Origin of the sequence: Paenibacillus sp. BIC5C1, assembly GCF_032399705.1 — a bacterium.
Lineage (GTDB): Bacteria > Bacillota > Bacilli > Paenibacillales > Paenibacillaceae > Paenibacillus > Paenibacillus taichungensis_A.
Map to the genome: position 1 here is coordinate 5,879,845 of NZ_CP135922.1, position 25,835 is coordinate 5,905,679.

General features: G+C 45.7%; 27 protein-coding genes and 1 riboswitch. Of the genes, 12 read left to right on the forward strand and 15 right to left on the reverse strand.

Features of this window, described 5'->3' with window-relative positions:
- Positions 1 to 74: 74 nt before the first annotated feature.
- Entirely contained in the window at positions 75 to 329 is a 255-nt protein-coding gene (locus tag RS891_RS26280) for a hypothetical protein (protein WP_064635718.1), read from the reverse strand.
- The gene (locus RS891_RS26285; RefSeq protein WP_024632649.1) at positions 326 to 1,519 is read right to left on the reverse strand and encodes an NAD(P)/FAD-dependent oxidoreductase; all 1,194 of its coding nucleotides are present in this window, start codon (positions 1,517 to 1,519) and stop codon (positions 326 to 328) included. Before RS891_RS26285 ends, RS891_RS26280 begins: the two co-directional genes overlap by 4 nt.
- 533 nt (positions 1,520 to 2,052) lie before the next feature.
- Here RS891_RS26285 and RS891_RS26290 point away from each other — a divergent pair.
- Together RS891_RS26290 and RS891_RS26295 are read left to right on the forward strand one after the other, a co-directional pair.
- Positions 2,053 to 3,027: an NAD(P)/FAD-dependent oxidoreductase gene (locus RS891_RS26290; protein ID WP_211754064.1), complete on the forward strand. Its 975-nt coding sequence runs from the start codon at positions 2,053 to 2,055 to the stop codon at positions 3,025 to 3,027.
- An 88-nt stretch (positions 3,028 to 3,115) separates the two neighbouring features.
- On the forward strand, positions 3,116 to 3,367 hold the full coding sequence (locus tag RS891_RS26295) for a hypothetical protein (protein WP_146752171.1): 252 nt from the start codon (positions 3,116 to 3,118) through the stop codon (positions 3,365 to 3,367).
- A 21-nt stretch (positions 3,368 to 3,388) separates the two neighbouring features.
- Here RS891_RS26295 and RS891_RS26300 read toward each other — a convergent pair whose 3' ends face one another.
- Together RS891_RS26300 and RS891_RS26305 are read right to left on the reverse strand one after the other, a co-directional pair.
- Positions 3,389 to 3,532: a sporulation histidine kinase inhibitor Sda gene (locus RS891_RS26300; protein ID WP_017692430.1), complete on the reverse strand. Its 144-nt coding sequence runs from the start codon at positions 3,530 to 3,532 to the stop codon at positions 3,389 to 3,391.
- 355 nt (positions 3,533 to 3,887) lie between these two features.
- Positions 3,888 to 4,547, reverse strand: coding sequence for a YheC/YheD family protein (locus RS891_RS26305; RefSeq protein ID WP_315793618.1), 660 nt, complete (start codon positions 4,545 to 4,547; stop codon positions 3,888 to 3,890).
- Positions 4,548 to 4,783: 236 nt separating this feature from the next.
- On the opposite strand from RS891_RS26305, the gene RS891_RS26310 reads away from it, so the two are divergent.
- Both RS891_RS26310 and RS891_RS26315 read left to right on the forward strand, forming a co-directional pair.
- Positions 4,784 to 5,038: a hypothetical protein gene (locus RS891_RS26310; RefSeq protein WP_063566109.1), complete on the forward strand. Its 255-nt coding sequence runs from the start codon at positions 4,784 to 4,786 to the stop codon at positions 5,036 to 5,038.
- Positions 5,039 to 5,064: 26 nt separating this feature from the next.
- Positions 5,065 to 6,591, forward strand: coding sequence for a Ppx/GppA phosphatase family protein (locus tag RS891_RS26315; RefSeq protein WP_315793619.1), 1,527 nt, complete (start codon positions 5,065 to 5,067; stop codon positions 6,589 to 6,591).
- Here the strand turns inward: RS891_RS26315 and ppk1 are convergent.
- Positions 6,551 to 8,632 carry a polyphosphate kinase 1 gene (gene ppk1, locus RS891_RS26320; RefSeq protein ID WP_315793620.1) on the reverse strand — a complete coding sequence of 694 codons (2,082 nt, stop codon included), beginning with the start codon at positions 8,630 to 8,632 and terminating at the stop codon, positions 6,551 to 6,553. The genes RS891_RS26315 and ppk1 overlap by 41 nt on opposite strands.
- Positions 8,633 to 8,879: 247 nt before the next feature.
- On the opposite strand from ppk1, the gene RS891_RS26325 reads away from it, so the two are divergent.
- The 3 genes from RS891_RS26325 to RS891_RS26335 all read left to right on the forward strand — a co-directional run bounded on the left by RS891_RS26325 (position 8,880) and on the right by RS891_RS26335 (position 11,501).
- Entirely contained in the window at positions 8,880 to 9,107 is a 228-nt protein-coding gene (locus tag RS891_RS26325; RefSeq protein ID WP_072735535.1) for a hypothetical protein, read from the forward strand.
- 415 nt (positions 9,108 to 9,522) lie between these two features.
- Positions 9,523 to 10,503: a glycoside hydrolase family 53 protein gene (locus RS891_RS26330; protein WP_236703614.1), complete on the forward strand. Its 981-nt coding sequence runs from the start codon at positions 9,523 to 9,525 to the stop codon at positions 10,501 to 10,503.
- Positions 10,504 to 10,994: 491 nt separating this feature from the next.
- The gene (locus tag RS891_RS26335; RefSeq protein WP_315793621.1) at positions 10,995 to 11,501 is read left to right on the forward strand and encodes a hypothetical protein; all 507 of its coding nucleotides are present in this window, start codon (positions 10,995 to 10,997) and stop codon (positions 11,499 to 11,501) included.
- A gap of 93 nt (positions 11,502 to 11,594) precedes the next feature.
- On the opposite strand, the gene RS891_RS26340 is transcribed toward RS891_RS26335, so the two are convergent.
- Together RS891_RS26340 and RS891_RS26345 are read right to left on the reverse strand one after the other, a co-directional pair.
- Positions 11,595 to 12,236, reverse strand: coding sequence for an NAD(P)-dependent oxidoreductase (locus tag RS891_RS26340; protein ID WP_315796452.1), 642 nt, complete (start codon positions 12,234 to 12,236; stop codon positions 11,595 to 11,597).
- A gap of 224 nt (positions 12,237 to 12,460) precedes the next feature.
- The gene (locus RS891_RS26345; protein WP_113055998.1) at positions 12,461 to 12,817 is read right to left on the reverse strand and encodes a HesB/IscA family protein; all 357 of its coding nucleotides are present in this window, start codon (positions 12,815 to 12,817) and stop codon (positions 12,461 to 12,463) included.
- Positions 12,818 to 13,446: 629 nt separating this feature from the next.
- Between RS891_RS26345 and mqnE the strand changes: the two genes are divergently transcribed.
- Both mqnE and RS891_RS26355 read left to right on the forward strand, forming a co-directional pair.
- On the forward strand, positions 13,447 to 14,553 hold the full coding sequence (mqnE, locus tag RS891_RS26350; RefSeq protein WP_053783250.1) for an aminofutalosine synthase MqnE: 1,107 nt from the start codon (positions 13,447 to 13,449) through the stop codon (positions 14,551 to 14,553).
- Positions 14,554 to 14,773: 220 nt separating this feature from the next.
- On the forward strand, positions 14,774 to 15,835 hold the full coding sequence (locus RS891_RS26355; protein WP_076290910.1) for an NAD(P)/FAD-dependent oxidoreductase: 1,062 nt from the start codon (positions 14,774 to 14,776) through the stop codon (positions 15,833 to 15,835).
- On the opposite strand, the gene RS891_RS26360 is transcribed toward RS891_RS26355, so the two are convergent.
- A complete protein-coding gene (locus tag RS891_RS26360) occupies positions 15,832 to 16,086 on the reverse strand; it encodes a YuzB family protein (protein WP_063566116.1) in 255 nt (84 codons plus the stop codon). The genes RS891_RS26355 and RS891_RS26360 overlap by 4 nt on opposite strands.
- Positions 16,087 to 16,166: 80 nt before the next feature.
- Here RS891_RS26360 and RS891_RS26365 point away from each other — a divergent pair, with 80 nt between their 5' ends.
- A complete protein-coding gene (locus tag RS891_RS26365) occupies positions 16,167 to 16,412 on the forward strand; it encodes a NifU family protein (RefSeq protein ID WP_024632664.1) in 246 nt (81 codons plus the stop codon).
- 68 nt (positions 16,413 to 16,480) lie between these two features.
- Here the strand turns inward: RS891_RS26365 and RS891_RS26370 are convergent, their stop codons facing one another.
- Positions 16,481 to 17,260 (reverse strand): SDR family oxidoreductase, encoded by a 780-nt coding sequence (locus tag RS891_RS26370; protein WP_113055999.1) that lies wholly within the window; start codon positions 17,258 to 17,260, stop codon positions 16,481 to 16,483.
- A 324-nt stretch (positions 17,261 to 17,584) separates the two neighbouring features.
- On the opposite strand from RS891_RS26370, the gene RS891_RS26375 reads away from it, so the two are divergent.
- Complete coding sequence (locus RS891_RS26375) at positions 17,585 to 18,583, forward strand: DUF2167 domain-containing protein (protein WP_315793622.1); 999 nt, start codon at positions 17,585 to 17,587, stop codon at positions 18,581 to 18,583.
- Positions 18,584 to 18,764: 181 nt separating this feature from the next.
- Here RS891_RS26375 and RS891_RS26380 read toward each other — a convergent pair whose 3' ends face one another.
- The 6 genes from RS891_RS26380 to RS891_RS26405 all read right to left on the reverse strand — a co-directional run bounded on the left by RS891_RS26380 (position 18,765) and on the right by RS891_RS26405 (position 24,305).
- On the reverse strand, positions 18,765 to 19,601 hold the full coding sequence (locus RS891_RS26380; RefSeq protein ID WP_072735490.1) for a MetQ/NlpA family ABC transporter substrate-binding protein: 837 nt from the start codon (positions 19,599 to 19,601) through the stop codon (positions 18,765 to 18,767).
- Positions 19,602 to 19,682: 81 nt separating this feature from the next.
- Entirely contained in the window at positions 19,683 to 20,342 is a 660-nt protein-coding gene (locus RS891_RS26385; protein ID WP_113056001.1) for a methionine ABC transporter permease, read from the reverse strand.
- On the reverse strand, positions 20,343 to 21,377 hold the full coding sequence (locus tag RS891_RS26390) for a methionine ABC transporter ATP-binding protein (RefSeq protein WP_113056002.1): 1,035 nt from the start codon (positions 21,375 to 21,377) through the stop codon (positions 20,343 to 20,345).
- A gap of 127 nt (positions 21,378 to 21,504) precedes the next feature.
- A riboswitch (SAM riboswitch) is annotated at positions 21,505 to 21,646 on the reverse strand.
- Positions 21,647 to 21,776: 130 nt separating this feature from the next.
- Positions 21,777 to 22,505, reverse strand: a complete 729-nt coding sequence (locus RS891_RS26395) for a Cthe_2314 family HEPN domain-containing protein (protein ID WP_315793623.1) — start codon at positions 22,503 to 22,505, stop codon at positions 21,777 to 21,779.
- A gap of 214 nt (positions 22,506 to 22,719) precedes the next feature.
- Entirely contained in the window at positions 22,720 to 23,658 is a 939-nt protein-coding gene (locus RS891_RS26400) for a COX15/CtaA family protein (protein WP_063566122.1), read from the reverse strand.
- Between the two features lie 302 nt (positions 23,659 to 23,960).
- Positions 23,961 to 24,305 (reverse strand): thioredoxin family protein, encoded by a 345-nt coding sequence (locus RS891_RS26405; protein WP_063566123.1) that lies wholly within the window; start codon positions 24,303 to 24,305, stop codon positions 23,961 to 23,963.
- Positions 24,306 to 24,448: 143 nt separating this feature from the next.
- Here RS891_RS26405 and RS891_RS26410 point away from each other — a divergent pair, with 143 nt between their 5' ends.
- On the forward strand, positions 24,449 to 25,729 hold the full coding sequence (locus RS891_RS26410; RefSeq protein WP_113056004.1) for a DUF2515 family protein: 1,281 nt from the start codon (positions 24,449 to 24,451) through the stop codon (positions 25,727 to 25,729).
- The last annotated feature ends 106 nt before the right edge of the window (positions 25,730 to 25,835 follow it).

Genomic DNA, 25,835 nt, shown 5'->3' on the forward strand with positions numbered 1-25,835 from the left:
GGTGCTTTTACTTTTTTGAATGAATATGAAATGTTCAATATGGATGACTCAGGTTCCTTTGGATAACGTGAATGCTAATCCTGTTCCTCTTCATCAACCGCTTTCAGAGATTCCAAAAACTCAGCTGTTGCCCGGTCACGGTCACGTCCCTTCTCCTTAAGCCGCTCAATGGCAGGCAAAATGAGAATATCCACTTCCTTCTGAACGATATAAGCCAGATCATACTGATCTTGTTCCTCCAGATAACCGCCAACCTGCATCAGGGCATTGTAACGATCCAGTTCTTCGCGTGTGAGTAGTCCTCTGACCTGAACACTGCAATGTCTCATCCAAAAAACCGCCCTTTCTTCAGTACCAAGGGAATACCACCGATGATAAACAAGTACCGGAGATCCACCAGCTTTTTCAGCTGAGCCGCCTTCCATCCCTTGTATTTCTTACCGCCTACGACGGCGATAGCTTCACCTTTCCCTAGTGACGCAACTGTACCTTTACTAGTAAACACAAAAGGCTGCGGCTGCTTTTTACGGATGGCAGCGACAACGTTTTTGGCACAGTTAACACCTTGCTGCATCGCGATCTGAGCTGTTGGTGGATATGGACGCCCTTCATTGTTAAACACCAGTGAATTGTCACCGATGACATAGACGTGCTCATGCCCCGGGGCACGAAGGAATTCATCGACCTTCACCCGTCCGCGCATCACTTCAAGGCCTGCCTGCTCAAGCAGAGCATTCCCACGAATACCGCCGGTCCATACGACCGTTGCTGCATCGAGTTTTTCTCCCTCACCAACAATGACTCCGTCTGGCAGACATTGCTTGATTGGAACACCTATTTTAAAAGTAACACCTTTTTTCTTGAGCACGTTCATTGCATGCTCAACCAGTTCCGGATCAAAGCCCGGCAGAGCTGAAGGCGCTGCTTCCACATTATAGATGTGCACATTTTTGGGATTCACGTCGAATTCCTTGCAAAGCTGAGGAATGCGATCTGCAAGTTCAGCCACGAATTCGACACCACTGAAGCCAGCCCCACCCACAACAAAACGAATACGGTTACGTTTATTATCGTTTTTGTACATGGCAAACTGATATTCGATATGCTCGCGAATCATTCTGACCGAGTTAATGCTGCGAATTGTCATGGCATGATCGAGCATGCCTGGAATACCAAAGGTTTCCGGTTCCCCACCCAATCCAATAATCAGATAATCATAAGATAACGTGCCATCCTCCAGAATAATCTTCCGATCCTGCAGGCGGATCTCTTTTACCGAAGATTTGACTAGATCTATCTTGAACTCGTCAATCAGCTTCGAAATCGGGACCCTTGCATGTTCAATGGTATCTGTGCCGGCTGCCGGCATATGTAGATGTGTAGTGATATAATGATAATCATGCCTGTTCACCAATGTGACATCGGCCTCGTTATAGTTCAATTCCTTCTGCAGCCGCTGGGCTGTCAGAATCCCGCCATAGCCCGCGCCGAGGATGACGATTTTGGGAATACTGCTCATGTCTATACCCCTTCCGGTTTCGCTCGCATCAGCCTTCGATTGTTTGTTGTAAAAAGTCTCTTACTTACCCATATTGATGAGGTCTTATCCATTATGACGACAAATGTTAACTTCGCGAATTTATTTGAACTTTTTGCATGCAAGTTATCGATTAAAATTGTGAAATTATACACAAGATTCAACAAAACGCGGGTATTGTCTTCACATTACAAATTGGGGCTAAATTAGACAAAAAAACACATAGTACAGGTCAAGGATATCTGTATTTCTGGCAAAGATCAAGGTTTTTTTTGTTATTTTTCATAACCTTTCATTTCCAATTTCATCCTATTCTCACCTGATCTTCATCTATTGTTCCCAGATTCATCAAACTGCCAACTTTGCAACCCAGTTTACACCGTTTATAATGAAAAAGACAGTTCAGCAACAAACGCTGGTTACCATACGTACCCAGCTTTATTATTTCTGTTAACTACCTATTAAAATAAGAAAGGTGTTGTTGATTCTTGACTGCACAAACTGCCGGTCATGACATGACCGATTTACTTATTATTGGTGGCGGCCCTGCGGGTCTGTTCGCCGCGTTTTACGGAGGGATGCGTCAGGCATCTGTTACTCTGGTTGAAAGTATGCCACAACTTGGTGGACAACTTGCCGCCCTCTATCCCGAAAAATTCATCTATGATGTAGCCGGGTTCCCGAAAGTTACCGCTCAGGAACTGGTGAATAATCTGGTGGAACAAATGAGCCATTTTAACCCGAACATCCGTCTTGAGGAAAAGGTTGTATCGGTAGAGAAATTAGAAGAACGTCACTTCGTCGTAAAAACCGATGTGAATGAATATCACGCCAAAGCCGTAATTATCACTGCAGGTGTGGGTGCATTCGAGCCCCGTCGTCTGGAGCTCGAGGGCGCGGCCAAATTCGAAAAAACCAATCTGCACTACTTCATCAGTGATCTGAACGCCTTTGCCGGCAAAAAAGTACTGATCAGCGGTGGAGGTGACTCCGCTGTAGACTGGGCGCTTATGCTCGAGCCGATCGCTGAGCAAGTAACTCTGATCCATCGCCGCGACAAATTCCGCGCGCATGAGCACAGTGTCGAAAACCTTATGAATTCCAAAGTAAACATCGTTACCCCTACCGAAATTACGGAACTTCACGGTGAAGACAGCATTACCAAGGTTACTTTGGCTCACGTTAAAACGAAGGAAACACAGGAAATTGAAGTCGATGATGTAATCGTCAATTTCGGCTTTGTCTCTTCCCTGGGACCTATCGCAGAATGGGGCATCGAAATTGATAGCAATTCCATCGTGGTTGATTCCCGCATGGAAACTTCGATTCCGGGTATCTATGCTGCCGGAGATATTACAACTTATCCAGGCAAGCTGAAGCTGATTGCTGTCGGATTCGGTGAAGCGCCAACCGCAGTTAACAATGCCAAGGTTTACTTCGACCCAGATGCGAAGTTGTCCCCGGGACACAGCAGTAACATGAAGCGCTAATTCCTAATGGAATGATATAGAACATAAAAGACACAAAAAAGGGTATCTTACTCCTGAATGAATGAACTCAAAATCAGGAGGGATACCCTTGTCTTATATATGCCCGCTGTGTAACGGTCTGGTTGTACCGGAGCAGGCTTGTCCCCACTGCCTTCAGGGACTGTCAGAATGCGGCAAATTGGACGATTACACCGGACCATACAGCCCCTACGTCATTCTCACTTCCTCTGACACGGCAGACGAAGCCGAAAACGTTTGCAATCATATGATGTACTGTCACCATTGTCAAACAAGCACACTGTGGCCTGTCAATCTATGGGACATGTCCGGAAACCTGTAACATTGCCTGCAATGAGGATCTCTAGTGAAGAATGGCAGATACGTCGGTACCCAGTTTGCGCTTATGGATTTCTGCCAACAGCAGTGCGATGAAATCTCGTTCGAGATTCAACTCAATCGCCTTATGGTAGGAATCCAACAACATCTCATCGGATAACATAGCCATTTCCCGCCACAACCTTTCCTTTTTTTTCCTCAAAACTATCATATCAGAGATTTATAAAGAGAACAAGCGTTCTTGTTATCCACAACGTTATGTGGAAATCCTGTGTATAGTTTGTTGATAAATGGTAAAAATGTTGATTGATCAACGTGGATTGTGTGGACAGTATTTATACACAGGATCGAAGCCTATCAAACAGAACGATTATAAGAGCATTTTTTTTAGAATAAATTCATAGTTTCAAGAGTTGATGCGAGTAAATTACCCTTATTTGTTAATTTTCAAACGTTTTCCATCTAGTTTCCTTCTATATTACTATCGGATTTTCTTTGGATTTTTTTAGCTTTTGTCACCATTTTCATTGCGGTCTGGTGTTCACTTCCAAAATCCATATCTTGCCTGAATGATCAAGTCCATAATCGAATCCAAGCTGTCCCACACCCGGGAACTGTCTTTCCATAATATACGTACAGGTGAGTGTCAGTGAACGCATCTCGCGACGTTTATGTTTTCCAGAAATATGAGGTAGGGACAGACCGAGCGCTCTCCTACCGGACAGCATCGTTCCTCCTTTGCTAAGATTGGTCACGACCAGTCCTGGACGAGCGAGCCGTCCCACTATTGAACGGAATACCCAGCCTCTTTCCGTCTTGACGACTTTGACTCTGTAATCGACAGGTCTGCCTTGAATGGTCGCCAAATGAATGCCTTGCTGAATCAGGTATCTTCGTCTCGCTTTTACACGGATTAGGGAACGGTACATCTGATTAAACTGAGTAAAAGAACGAGTTATTTTCATATGAGTGTACCTGTAGACTCCACCGCTTGCTGATACTCTAATGACACCGTAACCTCCACCACCAACAATAGGTTTGATATACACCATTCCATAATGACTAAGCATGTTTAGCAGATTCCCCGAGTTGAACGCCTTCGTCTGTGGAATGTGGACTGCAGCTACCGGATATTTTAACAGCGCCGCTGTCTTCAGCCATTTGCTTGCAAGCTGTCTCGACATGGGTTGATCTCCTTTCGTGAACAATAGTCCTTCCTTATACATACTCAACAGAAGCCGTGCTTTCTTGGATGTCTGTCCAAGGCTGGGGCCCCTTTTCCGTGGATATAGTCCATCAGCTTGGTTCAAGGCCAGAACAGGCGCCTGGTTTGCTTTTCAAACGCATCAATCTATCGTATGCTACTAAGGAATGGTTTGGAGAGGCTTAAATATGAGGATCTAAGGAGCGTTCAGAAGACATGGAATCATTTTTTAAATCACTGTATGGCGTAGCCTACTTTGCAATTTCTATCGTTCTGGTAGCTATTACGGTACTTCTATTCGTTACAGGTATTCGACTGTTTATGAAGAAAAGCAATCGCGGTTTTGCTGTAAGTTGTATTCTGTTTGCCTGCTTTATCGTCTTCATCATTGTGGTCATGCTGACCACACCCTTCTCCTCGACGCCTCCGGGTTCACCGGAAGCCATGGCTGCCTTGTTGAAAGTTGGGTAGATTAACCTCTGTAGAAGGAGATGCTTATGACACATAACGAAATTCTAGGAATCATCGATATCGGCTCCAATTCCATTCGTCTGGTTATTTATGAACTCGACCAGGATGGCGCCTATCGCATCATTCATGAAGACAAATATGCCGCTCGTCTAAGCAACGTGGTTGAACAAGACGGAACCATCCTGCGACATTCACTGGACAAAGCCATTACGATTTTGCGACAATTCAGGGCTACTTGCGAAGCATATCAAACCAAGCTTATTCGCGCTGCAGCTACGGCTGCCATTCGGAATGCAGGCAATTCCCCAGAAATTATAGGTTGGTTGGAAGCCGAGACGGGACTTACCATCGAATGTGTATCCGGTGATCAGGAAGCCTATTACGGTTTCCTAGGTGTCACTCAATCGATTGATCTGGCAGATGGTTATGTCGTGGATATTGGCGGTGGCAGTACCGAGATCACTGTATTCCGTGATCGAAAAAGACTGCACAGCATCTCTCTGCCTATTGGTGCGGTTAACTCACATGCCCGTTATGGTGGGGAAGATCAGTGGACCGAGGCAAATGTGACTGCGCTATGTAATGAGGTTATACAGGCATTAAGCGATGAGGATTGGGTTACACAGCATCCCGGACTACCTCTCATTGGACTTGGTGGCACCATGCGTACACTGGCCAAAGTAGAGCAGAAGAGAACACAATACTCATTACCGGTTACGCATCATTATGAAATCGGTGCAGAAGAGATGGAAAATATCGCTCGTTCTTTGCCACATCTAACCTCGACACAACGCAAGAAAGTACCCGGACTTGCCAAGGACCGTGCCGACATTATTGTTCCAGGTGTACTCATATTGCGGACGGTCTTCCGAATCATCCAGGGGGATCGTTATGTTGTGAGCGGAGCGGGATTACGGGATGGTTTGCTGAGGGATCTCCTTGCTGGAGGTAAGCCAGTCGTGCCAGATGCGCTGCGGGACAGCATTCGCAACTTCATTCATTTTGGTCCACCCATTCCGGAGAAACGCCTGAATCGGATTCATCATGATGCGCTTACCCTGTATACTGCCCTAAAAGGTAGTGCTCCCGATCCAGCGGATGCCCGAATTCTGTACACGGTCTCCATGCTTCACATGGCTGGAAAACAGATTAACTACTTCCGGTATCCGCAGCACTCGGCTTATTGGATCATGAATGCAAGCATTTACGGACTGTCTCACCGGGAGACCATCCTGAGTGCCATTGCAGCCGATTATCATCCAAAAAAAAGAACGCCCCAGCTGCTGCATAAGCACAAGGACATTCTCAAGGATTCGGACGAACGGCATGCACATCGCTTGGGCTCTCTGCTGCGCGTGACTGAAGCAATTAATCGATCTGAAAGTATTACTTCCATAAAAGCAACAAAAGAAAACGACTCGCTGCAGATGCAATTCATCTGTACAGCCGAGCCGTTACTGGAACTAAGCGGCCTTGAAGAGGCCGTAAAAGATTTACAGGAAGCTTGGGGAGTTACGTTAACGCACTCCATTCAGCAGGCTTCCAAGGAATAATGCCCATCGCCTCCGTCTGACTTCTCAGCGGGGGTTTTTCATTTTGTACAAAAACATAATTGCCGCCAGGCATGAGCTCTCTTGCCTTCACATTATCCATGAGTGACAGATTCAATATGTCGACCAACATCTTCTTCAGCTCTGGATCAAACACGGGACACATCAGTTCTATTCTCCGCTTCAAATTACGGGTCATCCAGTCTGCGCTGGACAGATACACATCCGGGTTCCCGCTATTTTCAAAATAAAACAGTCTGGAGTGTTCCAGAAACCGGTCCACGATGCTGATCACCCGAATATTCTCGCTAAGCCCCTCTACCCCTGGACGCAAGCAGCACACACCGCGCACGATCAGATCAATCTGTACCCCAGCTTGAGATGCCAGATACAATTCATCAATGATATCCTGATGGGATAAGGAATTGATTTTGGCAATAATTCTGGACGGTCTTCCCTTGAAGGCATGCTCCCTTTCCCGACGTATGAGCGCGAACAGCTCATCCTTCATGCCGTCAGGGGCAACGCGGAATGCCTGCAGCGCTTTGGGTCCTGAATATCCGGTAATCTCATTAAACAATTCCGATGCGTCTTCGCCAATGATGGGATTGGAGGTAAACAGCCCTACATCGGTGTACACTTTGGCTGTACTTTCATTATAGTTACCTGTTCCAACATGCACGTACCTTCTCAGACCACTCTGTTCCCTGCGTACAACGAGAATAATTTTGGCATGAGTCTTTAATCCGACCAATCCATATACGACATGACAACCTGCCTTCTCCAGCGTGCGGGCCCATGCAATGTTCCGTTCTTCATCAAATCTGGCTTTTAATTCAACAACAACCGTCACCTGTTTACCGCTCTCGGCTGCATGAGCCAGTGCGGGGATGAGACGGGAATCCCCATTCACCCGATATAACGTCATTTTGATCGCCATCACGCGCGGATCTTCCGAAGCTTCCACAATGAAGTCCGTTACCGGCTCAAACGATTCGTATGGATGATGCACAAGCACGTCCCGTTTGCGCAGCAGTTCGAAGTGACTTTCCCGGGGAAGGAACTCCAGAGGATACACAGGCTGCACCGGACTATATTTCAGATGAGAGAAGCCATCCAAACTATCTACAAACCCGGCCAGAAAGCTCAAATCCAGCGGTCCATCAATTTCGTACACAGGGTCTTGAATATCAAACTCTTCCTGTAATTCTAGCAACGCATCCGGGCGGAAATCCCTGCATATTTCCAATCGTACCGGTGCTCCCCGGCGTCTGCGCCGCAGCTCCTTCTCGATCGCCTCAAGTAAATCCTCAGCTTCTTCTTCATTAATGGAAAGATCCGCATTGCGGGTCACTCTGAATTCCTGAACAGCCAGCGGCACATATCCGCTGAATAAGGTGTGAATATGATGCTTGATGAGATCCTCAATCAGAATGAACGTTTTCTTTTTGCTATTCGCCCGCAGAGGTACCTGAACGACCCGCGGCAGATTAGAGGGAACCTGAACGATAGCCAAAAATGGCTCACCCTCCTGCTCTTCTTCCTTCTGCAGCATCACGGACAGATATACAGACTTATTGTGTACCAGTGGGAATGGCCGACTCGAATCAATAGCCATCGGTGTTAAAACGGGAAAAATGATCTCGTGAAAGTACTGGTCCATTGCTCGCTGTTGGGTCATATTCAGATCTGTATATTCCTGAAAATGCACGCCTTTCTTGGCGAGAAGACGAATCAGCTCTCGATAAGTTTTATATTGCTCGGCGACCATGGTCCCCGTTCGTTTAATCAATCTACGGTACAAACCGGCAGGGGTGTAGCCCGTAAAATCCTTTTGCGTATATCCAGCCTTGATCTTCTCTTTCGTCTCCGCTACCCTTACACTTACGAACTCGTCCAGATTACTGGCGACAATACCAAGGAACCTCATGCGTTCCAGCAGAGGTGTTGTTGGATCTTGCGCCTCCTGAAGCACACGACGATTGAATTCTACCCAACTTAAATCACGGTTAACGTAGTTACCTGTTTTGACATCTCTATGCATGTATGGCCTCCGAATTTGTTACATATCTATTCTTGGTTAGATGTTCTGAACTAATTGTACTATTCGTGATTGGCTACAAGCGTCAGCGTAGTGTAAACGCAATGTAAAATTTATGTAAATGATACCTCATGACGATAACTTTTTCCATCCCTTTACAAAGAGCAGGAGACAGAGTAAAGTGATCTACAGTGTAAAATGTCCGGTTGCTGTCCACATTCTAAAATTGTTATTGTTAAAGGAGTATATAATGAAATCGAACAAACCTAGAACGTTACAAAAAAATATAGAGTTTTTCACAGCTGCACTATCCCAATGCACAGTAACTGCATGGCAGGAAGATCCAGCTGGCGTATATTGTGAAGTAGGTCGTGGCATCGTAGAGCAGATCAGCGAAGATAGCGTGAGAATCCGCAACGATAACGGTACAAAGAGCCATTATGACCGGGATATCACGATGTTCCAAACCGAAAAATAATTTTGCGTATATATGAAAAAAAGACTAGCTTTCCGGAAAAGAGTGTTGTATACTCTTGGCACAAGGAAAGGAGGTGCGTCAACATATCTAATCACATGTTGAACGTGTCCCTTACCCGATCCACTAGCTCAAAATAACTGATTCTGGTGGAGGCGCGGGATACGGATCAAGGTTTCAAAAAGCGCCACGGGTAGAAAAGCCGTCTTCGGACGGCTTTTTGTTTTGTCTTTTTTCGGGAGAGGTTGAAAAAACAACCATAATATTGGAAATGGACCCTGTAGCTGAGTAAACGTTGCTCGATATAATTAAGTTGCAATTCAACCTATATTCGAGGAGGCATATTGTAATGTTCAAAAATGTAAGGGGTTTCAAAACATCCATTGCTCTGGTCTTTGTTTTGTTATTCACCTCCATTATGCTGCCAGCAGGCCAGCATGCCAGTGCAGCACCGAGCTTCGCCAAAGGAGCCGACATCAGTTGGGTGCCCGGGATGGAAGCGCAAGGTTACAAATGGAAAGACAAAAACGGTGTACAGCGTGATATTATTGATATTTTGAAAAATGATTACCAGATCAACTCCGTTCGTATTCGTGTCTTCGTTAATCCTTCGAATGATTATGGTAACGGTTACATGAACAAAGATCGTGCTGCTGCTCTGGCTCTGCGTGCCAAAAATGCAGGCATGAGTGTCATGCTGACACTGCACTACAGTGATTCCTGGGCTGATCCGGGTCAGCAGACGAAACCTGCGGCCTGGAAAAACTACACGTTCCAACAGCTGATGGATGCTGTATGGAATCACACGCGTGAAGTCATGACGGCCATGCAGAGCAAAGGCGTAACCCCTGATTGGGTACAAATTGGTAACGAAACAAGCAACGGCATGTTATGGGAAGATGGAAAAGCATCCACAAACATGAAAAATTATGCGTGGCTGGTGAACACGGGCCATAATGCCGTAAAATCCATCAGCACCAACACCAAAACAATTGTTCACCTCGCAGGTGGGGATGATAACGCCCTCTATGTATGGAATATCGGTGGTCTGATCGATAACGGTGCCAACTTTGACATGATTGCCATGTCCCTCTATCCTTCCGCTTCCGGCTGGAACACAGCTGTCACCAATGCTGTGAATAATGCCAAGGATCTGATCAACCGGTATGGTAAAGAGATTATCGTATCGGAAATCGGGATGGATAATACCCAACCAGCTGCCGGTAAAAGTTTCGTCGCAGCGATGAAAACGCAATTCCGAAACCTGCCGAGCAGCAAAGGTAAAGGTGTATTCTATTGGGAGCCTGAAGCAACGCCGGGTTACAACGGCGGTTACAGCAAAGGTGCCTGGCAGTCTAACGGCTTGCCGACTGTAATGTTGGAAGGATTTATCGACTAAACACGGGGGGGTTAGAAGTGTGTTGGGGTGCAGCAGGTGGCCGTTACAGTTACGGATCGTTCTTTCGATCGCTGTTATCCCCAGATTTTTTTGAATGTCCTATTCCATAGGCCAAAATCCGGGGATAAAGGCGAACGCTACCGCTTCTTCAGAATCGATTCCGTGCCCTCCACTGCGCTCGCTGCTTATGAGATACTTCTAAAATGTGGTTAGTGGGAATTTGGGGTATAAAATGAGAAGGCGCTACTTCCATTGGGGAGTAGCGCCTTTTGTTGGGGATTGTAGTAAGTTGATGGGGATGGATGAGTTGAGGTAGGCTAGGTGGTTAGTTTTCAATTCAGTTAGATCGAATTTGTTGGATTGGTTTCATGTTAATTAGGAACGCTTGATGAATCTGAACGTAAATAGTCTTATCGCTCATATACTTGTATAATTAAGATAAAAGATTCAGACAGCACATGTGCAACCTTATTTCAAAGGTGGGAAAATATATGGGATTTTTAAAAGAACTGGGCCAGTTTGCTGGAGAAGTTACCGGAAAAGTACTGGGCGGCACCGTCCGAGTGGCCGGAGAACTTACAGGGAGTCCATTCATTAAAGAAATTGGTAATGGTGTAGAAAAGGCTACGATTAACACAGGGAAAACGGTAGGACAACTTGCCAGCGGTACATACGATATGGCGAGTGGTGTGATCAGAGAAGACAACACAACGTTAGATGCGGGACTTGCCGATATTGGAGGTGCTGTTTCCAATACAGCTAAAGGCGTAGTGGTATCAGCGAAGTATGTGTATAACGGTGGCAAAGATGTGGTTGTCGGCATGAAAGACGAGGACATGGAGAGAGTAAAGCTCGGGGCAAAGAATCTAATTGCCGCTGCCGCAGTCACTACATTGGCTGTAGGACTCGTTGAGGTTGTAGATGGTGTCGAAAGTATGGAGTCGGCAGAGTCCGTAGAATTGATAGAAAATCCAAATACAGACGTTACACCTCAGTAGCATATCGAGGATTTTAGAGCTTCAACTTCGAAAGAAAAAATGGACGCTAATCATCATAATGATTGGCGTCCATTTTTTCATCACTCAATTCAATTACTTCGCTTCGCCTACAACCGTAAAGCGTTCGTTCTTATGCTGCGGGTTTTCGATCTCATCGACCAAAGCGATGGCATAGTCAGCATAGCTGATGTAACTGTTGCCTTCACTGTTCACCAGAATCTGATCTTTACCTGACTCGTACTTGCCTGTGCGTACACCCTCTGGATTAAAGAATCCCGCCGGGCTCAGGAACGTCCATTGGATACCTGAGGAAGCTTGCAGATCCTGCAAGTTTTTACCCTGGTTGGTTGCTGTTGCTTTGTATGCATCAGGGAACCCAGGGGAGTCTACTACCCGCAAGGTTTGGGTTTCATCTGTGAACAGACTGCCTGCACCACCAACAACGATCAGACGCGTTTTCGGCGCCTCTTTCAGAATGTTAATCAGGGCTTGTCCTGCTTCCACATGCAGATTCTCTTTACCGGCTGGTGCACCAAATGCATTGACGATCACGTCGAATGATTTGGCATCCTCTGCCGTGAGGTCGAACACGTCTTTTTCAAGTACATTCAGACTTTTATCTTCCACTCTGGATGCATTACGAACGATCGCAGTCACTTCATGCCCTCTATCCAACGCTTCCTTCAAAATCAAATTCCCTGCTTTGCCTGTCGCGCCAATAATTCCAATCTTCATCATAATCTCTCCTTTGGCTAGGTTCTGCTAAATCTCATAATGTAACTATATTAGTTACAACATAACTTGTCAACTTCACTTCCTCACTTCTCAATAAAAAAATTGTCCTAGGTGCCCCCTTAATATGAACAAGCAAAGTCATATCAAACCACCACGCAAAAAAAGACCTCCATAACGTGATTAGCACAAGACTAATCCGCTATAGAGGTCACGAGTCACAAATATTAACAATCTTTATCCGGTACGCCCGCTTCTTCACGTGTACGGAAGGATGATCCACAGCCGCATGTTGCCACTGCGTTCGGGTTGTGAATGGTGAAACCGCCGGACATGCCGGATTCTTCAAAATCAATTTCAAGTCCATTCAAATATTTCAGGTTTTCCTTCTCTACAACAACCTTCATATCTTGAATATCCATATAGAGGTCCTCATCGGACTCTTTATCGTCAAAGCCCATGGCGTACGAAAATCCGGTACAACCGCCCGGTGCTACGCCAAGACGCAAGAACATACCAGGGGTCTCTTGTTGTGCAAGCATTTCTTTCAATCTGTCTGCAGCCGTTTCGCTGATGCTAATCATGCCAGGTCACTCTCCTTTTTCATATAAAATCATGTTCAAAAAGGGCGCTCTTCAGTACCAAGAAGATGGGATGAAGATAGAAATGGAGTAGCGGAGCGTAGGCAAAACTACGTGAGCAACGGACATTTCGGCTGAATCCCATATTCGACGCTGAGATGCCGCTAGGCACCCTTCGTAATCAAAAGCGTACTTTTTGAACAACCTTTCGTTAACTCTTCTTTAAATTATACTCCACCCCGTCAAGGGGCTCAAGTCATCTTTGCCTGTTTCCGCGTTCCCCCTTAACTCCTTTTTCTTCCCAGTGTATTGAACCCCCGGGACACGAGGTTTATAATGAGTAGGTGATCGCTTTGAAATGTCGATATTTTGTCATGACTTATTCGAGTGATGATCATATATAGAGTTGTAATTTTTTTCACATTTCGAGACTGTACGCAGTCCCCAATGCATATAGAGTCACAAGACTCACTTTAATGAAAAAATTAGCTTTACGTACGCAGCACAGGCTGCACCGGGTAAATAAGAGTTAGTCCATATAAGAAGCGGCAGATGACCGCATCTTTTCTATGTAGTTCTGTAAGTAAGTCCTACACACAACTCGATTCCGGTTAAGAATAGGAGGATACAAAATGTCTACATTGGTAACACCGTTCACAGACAAAAGAATGGCTGAAATCGTTGAGAAAGTGCAGAACGGCGTAAGGCTGACTGTAGAAGACGGCGTTTATCTGTATGAATCGGATGATCTGCTGACTTTGGGCCAACTGGCCAATGAGGCCAACCTGCGTAAGAATGGCAAGAAAGTTTATTTTATTGAAAACATGAGCCTTTATTTTACCAACGTATGCGAAGCTCACTGTGCCTTCTGTAACTTCCGCAAAGATCAGGGCGAAGATGGCTCTTACACATTGTCTGGTCAGGAAATGATTGATTACGTAGAACAGCATATTCACCCAGGTGTACGCGAGTTCCATATTGTAGGCGGACATAACAACCATGTTCCTTTTCAATATTATGTCGATTCCTTGCGTGCTTTAAACGAGAAATATCCGGACGTTACGCTGAAAGCCTACACGGCTGCCGAGATTGATTTCTTCACTCGCATCAGCGGACTGAGCATCAAGGAAGTACTGCAAGAATTGCAAAAAGCAGGTCTGAAATCACTGACTGGCGGCGGTGCTGAGATCCTGTCCGATGAATACCGCAAAAAAATGCGCGTAAACAAAGCGAACGTTGACCGTTATCTGGAAGTGCACCGTACTGCTCATAATCTGGGCATGCGTACCCATACCACGATGCTTTATGGATCCATTGAGTCCTATGAAGATCGTGTGAACCATATGGTACAGATTCGTGAATTGCAAGATGAAACCAACGGATTTATGGTCTTTATCCCGCTTTCCATGCAACCGAAAAGCAAAAACGCCAGTATCATGCGTCGTAACTCAGCATACGAGGATCTCAAAACGATTGCGATCAGCCGTTTGATGCTGGATAACATCGATCATATCAAAGCGTACTTTATTAACATCGGTCCACAGCTGACTCAAGTCGCGCTTGGATTCGGCGCTTCGGATGCACACGGCACGATTGTTCGCGAACGGATTAGTCATGCTGCAGGCGCACTAACACCTGAAGGTCTTACCCGCAAAGAGCTTATATGGTTAATTAAGGGTGCTGGACGCATTCCGGTTGAACGTGATACGTTCTACAATGAAATTCAAGTATACGAATAGCATCTAGCATGAGCATCATTCCCATAAGCGACTTTCATTCTACCCGGGAGCGTTTGGCATGGAGTGGTGCAGATTGCTGAAGCATATCTGTAATTTTAAATGCCCATTTTCAATTATTTCAAATCCAGATTAAAAAACAGGAGCAGCTATGTAATTGCATAGCTGCTCCACAGGTTACAGCCCCGTTCACTCGGGACTGATGCAGAAAGGAAGCCGAGTCATGAAAAATTTCGTCATTCTCGGAGGCGGCTACGGTGGCCTCACGATTATCAAGGAACTTCTGGAAGGTAAGATCCCGTCAGATACACAAATCGTGTTAGTGGACCGCAGCCCCTTCCAAGGATTGAAAACTGAATATTACGCACTCGCAGCAGGGACCGTATCCGATTATGACCTGCGTATCCAATTCCCAGTCAGCGACAAAGTCACTTATCGTTATGGAGAAGTAACTTCGATTGACTTGGAACAACGTCAGATTGAATTTGAAGGCCAGGACCCATTGGAATATGACAAGCTCGTAATTGGACTTGGATGTACAGACCGATTCCACAATACGCCGGGAGCCGAGGAATATAGCTGTACGATTCAAAGCTTCAGCAAAACACGGGAAACCTACCTTCGTCTTAACGAAGTTAAAGCTTATGGTAATGTGCATATCGTCGGCGGTGGCTTGAGCGGCGTCGAGATGGCTGCCGAGCTTCGTGAGAGCAGACCGGACCTGAACATCAGTATCCTGGACCGTGGTGAACGTGTATTATCCGCTTTTCCGCAGCGCTTGTCGGCTTATGTTCATGAATGGTTCGGCGAACATCAGGTCGAGACACGCGGACATATTGCCATTTCCCGACTTGAACCAAATGCCATTTTCAACCGGGATGAGGAAATTCTAACGGATGCGGTAGTATGGACTGCCGGAATTCAGCCCGTAAAAGTTGTACAGGATCTCGATGTGACCAAGGATCCACAAGGTCGTGTCGTACTGAACGAATATTATCAAATTCCTGAATATACCGATGTCTATGTAGTAGGTGACTGCGCCAGCGTGCCTTATGCACCAAGCGGTCAGGCTGCCGAAGTACAGGGTGAACAAATCGCCCATATTCAGCATGCCCTCTGGAAAGGCGAAAAGCCCAATCCGCAGCCACTCAAACTTCGTGGCACACTCGGTGCACTCGGCAAGAAGGCTGGATTTGGGCTGATGGGCAAAACGTCCATGATGGGACGTGTGCCACGTATTCTAAAAAGCGGTGTGCTCTGGATGTCCAAGCGTCATCTCGGTTAATCGAGATCCAACTCATCCCAGGCATCGGCTTCGGCAATTTTGGCCAAGATGGCGTTATATAAATCTTCCACTTTATCGGTAATGACTAACTCGCCATTCACCAATGCAAATGGAGTCATGTAACATTGGCCGCAATTGCTGAGGCAGCCGTATTCTATCACATCATAGTCTGGATTTTCTTCCAGTTGATCCATGACTTCATCTGTGCCAAAATGCATATTATTGGCACAAAATTCAATAATCGGTCTCATGTAGGTTCACCTGCTTTGTTTGACCATTTTAATTTGTGGCCAATTGTAATATACTATAGTGAGGAAAGGAGTTGAAAAAAATGAGCGAAAACGCACAAAGCACCATGTATGATGAGGTATCTGAAGTGCTTGACAAACTTCGTCCGTTCCTGCAACGCGATGGCGGTGACGTGGAACTGGTCGACGTGGAGGACGGCATTATTAAGCTGAAACTGGTCGGTGCCTGCGGCAGCTGCCCAAGCTCCACCATTACCTTAAAAGCCGGGATTGAACGCGCCCTTCTCGAAGAAGTTGAGGGTGTCGAAGAAGTCGTACAAGTATTCTAATCAATCCTTCACGAAATAAACCTCAAGAGCCTTTCGCTTCGCATGAAGTGGAGGGCTCTTTTTTTGTTCTATGCATCCTCACGCTGTATGTTAGGACGAATCGGATCAAGTCCTCCAGATACATCCATAATGTTACCTGTTATAAAATCGGAATGATCCAGACACAGATAAGTGATCACCCGCGCAATATCTTCACCGCTCCCAGGACGTCCTCTCGGGGTTTCCTCGTCGGTTATACCTGCCATTTCATCAATCGTTTTCTCTTTGTTGGCACCGCGAATATCACCTGGACAGACCATATTAACCGTAATGCCGTAGGGAGCTTCCTCCACAGCAAGTGTCTTTGTAAATGAAACCAGACCTACCTTCGCAGCAGCATAAACCGCCCGATGAGGCCACGACCTCGCTTCTCCCGCATGACTGAAGCCAAAATGGATAATTCGTCCCCACTGCTTGCGCCGCATCTCCGGCAATACACGCTGATCCAGCAGCATCGGTCCAAGCAGGTTTCCTTGCACAAGCATCTGAACCTCATCTTCGGAATACTCGGCAAACAGTCGACGTTCACGGACAAAAGGACCCGCGTTATTCACAAGAATATCAATGCTGCCCAGTTTCTCTTCAACCTGTGCAACGAGCATGGTGATCTCTTCTTTCTTGGAAATATCGGCCTGAATGGCAATACACCGCACACCCTTGGCAATAATCTGAGCCTGTAACGACTCAGCTTCCGTACGGCTATGTACGTAATTCAGAGCAATATGACAACCCTGATCCGCCAGACTGAGGGCCGTCATTTTACCAAGACCTTTGGCACTTCCCGTTATGAGGGCAATCTTTCCCTTCACGTTCATCCCCCTCTTCAAAGAGCAGTCACTCATCCAGTATAAAAGATTTATCATCCCCTCACAACTCGCGTTTCCCACCAATCTGTACCATTTGCAAGAAAGTGTAAATCAAGGACTAAATACTTATCTTTCAAACATCAGAAATAAAATGAATTAGGTCTTTTGTAGGAAAATTAACCCTTTATATCCAAAATTCCCTTGTTTGGTCTGGATGCCTATGTTAATGTCGATAAGTCCTTATTTTCTTATGAATATAACGACACAATACATATGTTCATGTCAATGACAACATTGCATGACAACTTCGAAAGGAATACAGCGTAAATGAAAAGATGGTTAGCCTCTCTACTCGCAATTTTGCTTATCGCCTCATTTCAAGCTCCATTCTCGACCACAGCATCTGCAGAAAGTGAAAGCAATAGCTCCACCGAAGATTATCAATGGATTGATGGGCCTTCAAACGTAGTACTTGATAACAAAGCAACATTAAACGTAGCTGAAAATCTCTCCTATCTCGATGCAGCTAACACCCAAAGGTTCCTGGAAGACACGGACTCCTTCCCCAATGGAACGGAAATCGGAAGCATCTATGGCGCCGGCGAAAACTCCAACTGGTATGTTATCTTTGAATATAACGATACCGGTCATGTCGACGACAGTGAAAAAGACGATCTGGACGCCGATGAACTGCTCGATAGCTACAAAAGAGGTACAGAAGAACAAAATGAGAAAACAACACCCGAAAACCAGCTGTTTATCACCGGATGGGAAATTGAGCCCGCCTATGACAGCAGCAAACATCAATTGATCTATTCTCTTGGTCTTGAGGATGCAGAGCGGGAAAAACTCGTCAATTACAATGTGAATGTACTCACCCGTGAAGGATACATCGGTGTTATCCTCGTTACGGATAGTGCCAATTTTGAAGAAAACCGCAAACAGTTTGAAAACTCCGTGCTTAACCAGCTCAACGTGATTAAAGGAAACACCTATGAAGATTTTGATGCATCCGTAGACAAAAAATCAGAACTTGGCCTGACCAGTCTGATTCTCGGTGGTGCTGGTGTAGCTGTAGCTAAGAAAGTCGGATTATTGCTTTTGCTCAAAAAAGGATGGTTTGTCATCGTGGCCGCTATTGTTGGTGCTTTCGGATGGATTCGTCGCAAGCTGACTGGACGCAAAAAGGAGGCTGACCCTGGAGATCAGAATTCGCTATCTCCTGCAGAGGAAGCTTACCAACAGCATGCTGCTGGTCAGGAGTCAGCAGGCTCTGATAGCCAACAAACAGATGGACATTCGGATACTGATCCGAATAAACGTTAAGCTTATAAGTAAAGGAATTAACGTAATCCTACATCGAAGTGCTCTTACATCAAAACACTCTTTAACATCGATGTACAAAATAAAAAGCCCTGTATTCTCATAAAGAGAATGCAGGGCTTTCTTTAGTAATTCCTTAAGAAGTGAGCCGAGTATACACTGTATTTCAGCTTAATCGTTCAGCTTAAAACGCAGGTTCTACAGCACCTTGATAACGATCTTTGATGAATGTTTTAACCTCTTCGGAATGCAGAGCTGCAGCCAGTTTTTGGATAGCATCTGCATCTTTGTTATCTTCACGGGATACGAGGATGTTTGCATAAGGGTTACCTTGCAGGTCCTCAATCAGCAGCGCATCCTTCTCTGGGTTCAGATTGGCTTCCAGCGCGTAGTTGGCGTTGATGAATACCAGGTCTGCTTCATCCAGTTGACGAGGCATCATGGCTGCATCCAGCTCGATGATATTCAAGTTTTTCGGATTGGCTGTAATATCCTGAATCGTAGAAGTGATATTTGTGTTGTCTTTCAGCGTGATAAGTCCTTCTTTTGCAAGCAACAACAGTCCACGACCGCCGTTGGATGGGTCATTAGGGATGGCTACTTTTGCGCCGTCTTTCAACTCATCCAATGATTTGATTTTTTTGGAATAGCCAGCAAATGGCTCAACATGCACAGGTGTTACAGCAACGAGGTGGAAACCACGTTCTTTGTTCTCTGTATCCAGGTAAGGCTGGTGTTGGAAAAAGTTCGCATCCAGTTGTTTATCTTCAAGCTGTTGGTTAGGTTGAACATAATCATTGAAAGTCACGATTTGCAAGCGAATACCTTCAGCTTCGAGTTCAGGCTTGATGCTTTCCAAAATTTCCGCATGTGGTGTAGGTGATGCTCCAACTTTCAATTCTACGGTGCGCGGTGCGCCTCCAGCATTGTCAGCTCCGCTGTCTGAATCCTTGTTGTTTCCGCAAGCCGCAAGAACCGCAATCAGCATAATGCTAAGTAGAGCAAAAGACCATTTTTTCATGTGTAAAACCCCTTCTCCAATAAATTTTTTTTGCATTTTGCCCCAAACCGATACCGAATCAGGACAAATGCTATATATGTGTTATTTCCTGGTGAACCATTTAACCAAACGATCGCCAGCCATCTGAAGCACTTGCACCAGAATGATCATAAATACAACAGATATAATCATAATTTCATTCTGATAACGGAAGTATCCGTAGTTGATTGCCAATGTTCCCAGACCTCCACCACCAACCATCCCCGCCATCGCCGTGTATGAAACGAGGGTTACGATTGTAATGGTAATTCCAGCTAAAAGACCCGGTAATGCCTCTGGCAGAAGCACACGCCGTACAATCTGTCCGGTCGAAGCTCCCATCGCCTGTGCTGCCTCAATGACGCCACGATCCACTTCACGCAGTGTAGTTTCCACCAACCGGGCAAAGTATGGAGCTGCGGCAATGACGAGCGGTGGTATAACACCCAGCACACCTGTCGCTGTACCGACCAATGTACGCGTAAACGGAATGAGTGCAACAATCAGAATGATAAATGGCACTGAGCGCAAAATGTTTACAATAAACGATAGTATCGTGTACACCACTTGAGACTGGATTGAAGCCGACCTTGCCGTCATAAACAGCAATACGCCTAGCGGCAAACCAATGATGATCGTGAACAAGCCCGATGCTCCCAGGATTTGCAGTGTTTCAATAGAAGCCTTACCTATTTCTTCCCAACGTACCGTTGAAAAATCCATTTAACGGAGCACCTCCACATCAAGTCCCTGATCCACTAACTCTTTAATGGTGAGATTAATCTCATCTGACTGCCCCTCAAACCGAACGGTCAGCTGTCCATAGGGTACTTGTTTGATCGTTGAAATGGTGCCTTGCAAAATGGCGAAATCCACTCCTGTTTTACGAACTGTTCTGGACAAAATCGCCTCATAGGTTTTATTGCCCAAGAAGGATATTTTCACAAGCTTAGAAGCTCCGTTCGTCTGTAATGAGACATCTGCACTCGCCAGAGCGGTCTCTTCTAATGCAATTCCCACCTCATGGTCCCGCATCATAAAGTCACGCGTAATGGCATGCTGCGGCTTGAGGAATACTTCCGTCACCGGCCCTTGCTCCACGATGCCCCCCTGATGGATAACCGCCACCTGATCACAGATATTCTGGATCACGTGCATTTCATGGGTGATTAGCACAATCGTGAGGTTATACTTTTCATTGATATCCAGCAATAACTTCAGAATCGAATCGGTTGTCTGGGGATCCAGTGCCGATGTAGCCTCATCACATAGCAGCACGTTCGGATCACTCGCGAGTGCTCTCGCAATACCTACCCTTTGCTTCTGTCCGCCTGACAGTTGGGCCGGATATTTATTGCTGTGGTCCTCCAGTCCAACCAATGCGAGCATTTCCTTCACTTTCCGATCCATTGCAGCCTTGGGCGTATTAACGAGCTTCAAAGGAAAAGCCACATTGTCATATACCGTAGCTGAGGATAACAGATTAAAGTGTTGAAAAATCATGCCAATCTTACGCCGTTGTTGCTGCAAATCAGACTTATTGAGATCGGTTAGGTTGATTCCATCAACCCAAACCTCGCCTGCCGTGGGGCGTTCGAGCAAATTGATACAACGGATCAATGTACTCTTGCCTGCACCGGAATGACCGATAACTCCAAATATTTCACCCTTGCGGATATTCAAATTTAGATCGGATAAGGCCGTCGTACTTTTTGAACCTTTACCGTACGTCTTGGTTAAACCTTTTAATTCAATCAAAGTTACTGCTCCTTCCCACTGCCTACATGTATCTTTACCCGAATGAAAGGAAAACTCCCCTTCATCGTACAAAAAAAGAGCCCCTTTTGCAGAAACAAAAAGGGCTCTTCACGTGAAAGATTATACCTTCTCATCTGCCAAAATCGTGCTCTGCACCATTTTGTAGGAATTAGCACCTAACATCTATAAAGTATGACACAGCTGTCATGCAGTTATAAATCGGTTGCCGGGCTTCATCGGGCCTGTCCCTCCGCCGCTCTCGATAAGAAATATTTAATTTATAAGTTCAGTAGTAGTTATAATGTTAATGTCATAAATGTTAATTCCATCTAACTGTCGATCAGGAACTCAGTATAATCCAAGTATTCCGATTTGTCAAAGGCAAATATTACTATCCAATTAGTTCGTCGATTGGTGCATTACCTGCTTATGCCACTTCTCGTTAATGTAGCCATAGGCTGCTTTTAACGTCTCACATACCATATCCACACCCTGCCGGAGTTCCAAAAGATGCTGATCCAGGTCTTCCAGCTTTACTTTCCCTTGCAAAGTCTGGTGCAGCTGCCACAGATCATCCTGCATTTCGGAATTCATGTAATGAATCTCCATGTTTCGTCGTTTGCGCAATTTGCTCATCGGCTCACGGTATGAGTCCTTGATCCGGATCAGTTCATTGGCAAGAACATAATGCAGCTTATCATATCCGAACTGTCTTAATACGGTGAAATAAGAATAATGTGTTTTAACATTGGTTGTATTCAGCTCAAATATTTCATTCAATACCGTACCTAACTTATCCAGAATGGCAAAACATCGGATGAAGCCATCCTTATAGAAATAGACGTAACGGGCATACTCTGCTTTTTCTGGTATTGTCATATCATCCGTAGAGCCCGCTTTGACTTTCTGACGGAAATGGGAAGCTGCAAAACAGCTTTGCTCCAATTCATCCAGCGAAGAGATCAATCCCTGGGTCCATATATACAGTTTACGAAAATCATGGGTAGGATCATGATCCACATGCATCTGTCGCTGAAATAGCTCAAGCGTGTCCGCCATCGCTTCCATCGCGTCCTTTAGTATGCCTTCGTTCTTACGCGGCTTTTCACCCAGCAACGTTCGCAGCATATATAGCCTCCTCTTTCCACTCTGCAGATCATCAAATTAATAATAATTTATCATATTAAACAAAATCGGAATCAGAGTAAACGTATGACCGCTGCTTACAATAGGGTGCCCTGACACGCCTGACATCAAACAAAGTTCACCTGTCCAATGATGTACATCATCGGATGGTGAACTTCACTGGATTCATCCCCTGAACTACAATAATTCGGATATATTAGAACCGGTTAACGGGCCGATGCAACTTGTACACCAAGAAACTCATATAGGTTAATACCCCGAACAAAATGGCAATATCAAGCATATGCGCCAGCGCCACGAACATATACACTTCCGGACGGTTCATCGTGAGCATCAGTCCAAAACCAATGACCACTTGCAACAAAACCAGCACCACAGAAATGACGCCAAGCGCTCTTAATTCCGTGTTATCCGGATGTTTGCGATACGCAAAATGGCCGAGAATTGCAATGACGATTACTAATGAAACAGCCGCCACCCGGTGAGCAAAAGCAACAGCTACGCCTCCCGAGAGCTCAGGAATAATCTGCCCGTTACAGAGCGGAAATCCTGAACAACCTCCAGCAGAATCCGTATGGCTCACAAATGCTCCAGTATATACCACGAGGTACGTATAGATCGTGGAAAACCATACCAGATTTCGGAACCCTTTACTGACTCTCGGATATCGATTCAGTCGTTCCAATCCACCATGGCGTGCTTCCTGCCGAATACCAAGCGCCATCATCAGGGAGCTGGCAAAAGCGATTAAGGCAAATCCGAAATGCAGTGCCATGACTGCGGAAGATTGGGAGAATACGACAGCAAAAGCCCCCATGATTCCCTGGACAATAACAAATATCAGCGTTAACAGTGAAAACAATTGCAAATCACGGCGTGATTTACCAAACCGTAAAAATGCTACAAAAGAGGCTATGGACAATAGTCCTGCCAGTGCGCTGACGGCGCGATGGGAAAATTCAATAAGTGAGGCAACAGTATGTGCAGGCACAAGTTTTCCGTTACATAAAGGCCATTCTGCTCCGCAACCGAGCCCCGATTCCGTTCGGGTTACGACGCCTCCGCCAAATGTAGCCAGAAACATGACAAGACAGGTTAATACGGTTAACCATTTAAACAAGGTTAAGTGTTTCAATTTTTTCTCACCCGCTGTTGGTTTAAGATGGCGAAGAACTACATTCTCCGCTTGATTCGGTACTTTGACACTTATTTCACAACTAAATTCATTATACCGGATAAATGTGTCATTGACGCCGCGCTTTGTGACAAAATGTTAACGTCTGTCGAAAAATTGACCCACAGGTCATCGGCAAATATGTACATTATTACAACGTTAGTTTCTCCCGAAAACTCGGAAAATACAAACGCCACTTCCCTATTTCAAGAGAAATGGCGTTCCTTTAATTATAACCTTTAACATGGTTAACCTGTCATACTTTATTTATGAATCGTGTTATACACCTCAACTGCACGCTGCAGGAATTGCTCAATCTCTTCTCTTGACTTGCGCAGTTTATTCACATAACGCACAAGTTCTCGGCCATCTGTGTAAGCTACAAAGCTAGGGATGCCGAGGATATTTTGCTCTTCGCTCACTGTACCCACCTGATCTACGTCGACCTCAACCAACTTCAGCTCACGAGCAAACTTCTCTTCAACTTCAGGCATAAACGGATCGATGTACTTGCAATCACCACACCAATCTGCCTTAAATACAGCTACAGTCAAACGCGGAGATTGGATTGCCACATCAAACTCCGGTTTCGATGTAATCTTTTCCATTACAACATCTTCCTTTCTATACCTTGTCTTATCCTCTTAGTGAAGCAAATTGCGGAGTGGAAGTCAAATATTCGGCGCATACTGACATCAACAGCTTCCTAAACTACAACCGTAATCAGATTATCAGGAAAGGAGGTCATGTCATGACTTCCGTTAAAACAGATTCCTCCGAGTCTGCCCATCACGGGTCGATATTGCAGATGGTCCGATCCATCCCAGGTGCGGCTAGGGAAGTGTGGAGGGGAAAACAAGCGGCTTGGCAAGCCTCTGCACAGCTTCGTCATCCCTTGCGTGATATGGCTTGGGACTCTGATATGGCTGCAACCTTACAAGCAGAGGTGGAGCGCTTATTGCCTGGAAACGAGAATGCTTTTGCCCGCAATACGCTCAGTGCACTGGTCTGTGAAGAGGACTGCATCATTCTGGAAGAAATCAAAACATTAACGCAGGAAAACAACCGAAGTAACATCACTCGTACAGCAGCATACCTGGAATGTTACGAACAGTATCCCGAGCTGCATTGGGCCCTGCTTGCCCATATGGTATCCCGCAACGGCGGATATCACATGACCGATCTTCAGAGCGACCTTATGCACAATCTGCAAAATCAAACAGACCGTGAGCACATGTATCGATTACTGGAGCGATGCAATGCTCTCATTTTCCAGGACGCCTATCCACAGCTTCTATTGTATATGAACAGCCGCCGAATTGGACGGAGCTGTTTTCATTTGTTGCCCCATTTTCATGTATCGGTGTTCATGATACCGTTCTGGGAACGATTTTGGCTGGAGCGATGCAGCTCGCTGCTTAGTGTGGCATTAATTATTAATGAGCAGAACTATATCGAGAGCCGGGTGGTGCAGCATCCTTATTTTCAAAAAGAAGTGCTGTCCAAACCCGCATTCCATTTGCATAATCTGGCTGGGTTGAATCATATCGTATTTCCACTCGGACGGGAAAAAGGTCTTGCAGGCCGGGTTATTGAACATTTTGGCAAGCTGGATGAGCGGATTATGTTTGGCAAAGGCTTATATGCGATGCTGTTTGGCGTGGAACAAGTGTACACACAAGTATTGGAGTTTGCGCGCGCGGTTCCCCACCGTGGCTCACGTGCCGAATACTGGCCCGGTCTGTTCACCGCACATGAAGATGAAGCCGGAGAAGCTGAGCTCTATAGCCAGGAGCTGCTGGATCAAGAATGGCTAGTGGAAGGACAGCGGTTATATAGTCCTGAATTGCTGGCTGTATGGGGTGATACGCCGTACGAACCTATAACAAGGCAGGATTGGCTGCAAAATCGCGATTGTCTTGGTCATCTCACTGCCCCGCGCCGCCCCTGGCTGTTTGAGATGAGTCATGAACATCGGTATGGCATGTTGAAAACTGCATTGGCCCATGATGCCAAAACCTTGACGCATTAAGGACAGAAGCTGTATAGGGATTCGTCTAGAAGAAAATAATGGACTACCTTTATTGGGTATAATAAAAAAGCCCTGTCCGCTATGAAAGCAGACAGAGCTTGTACTT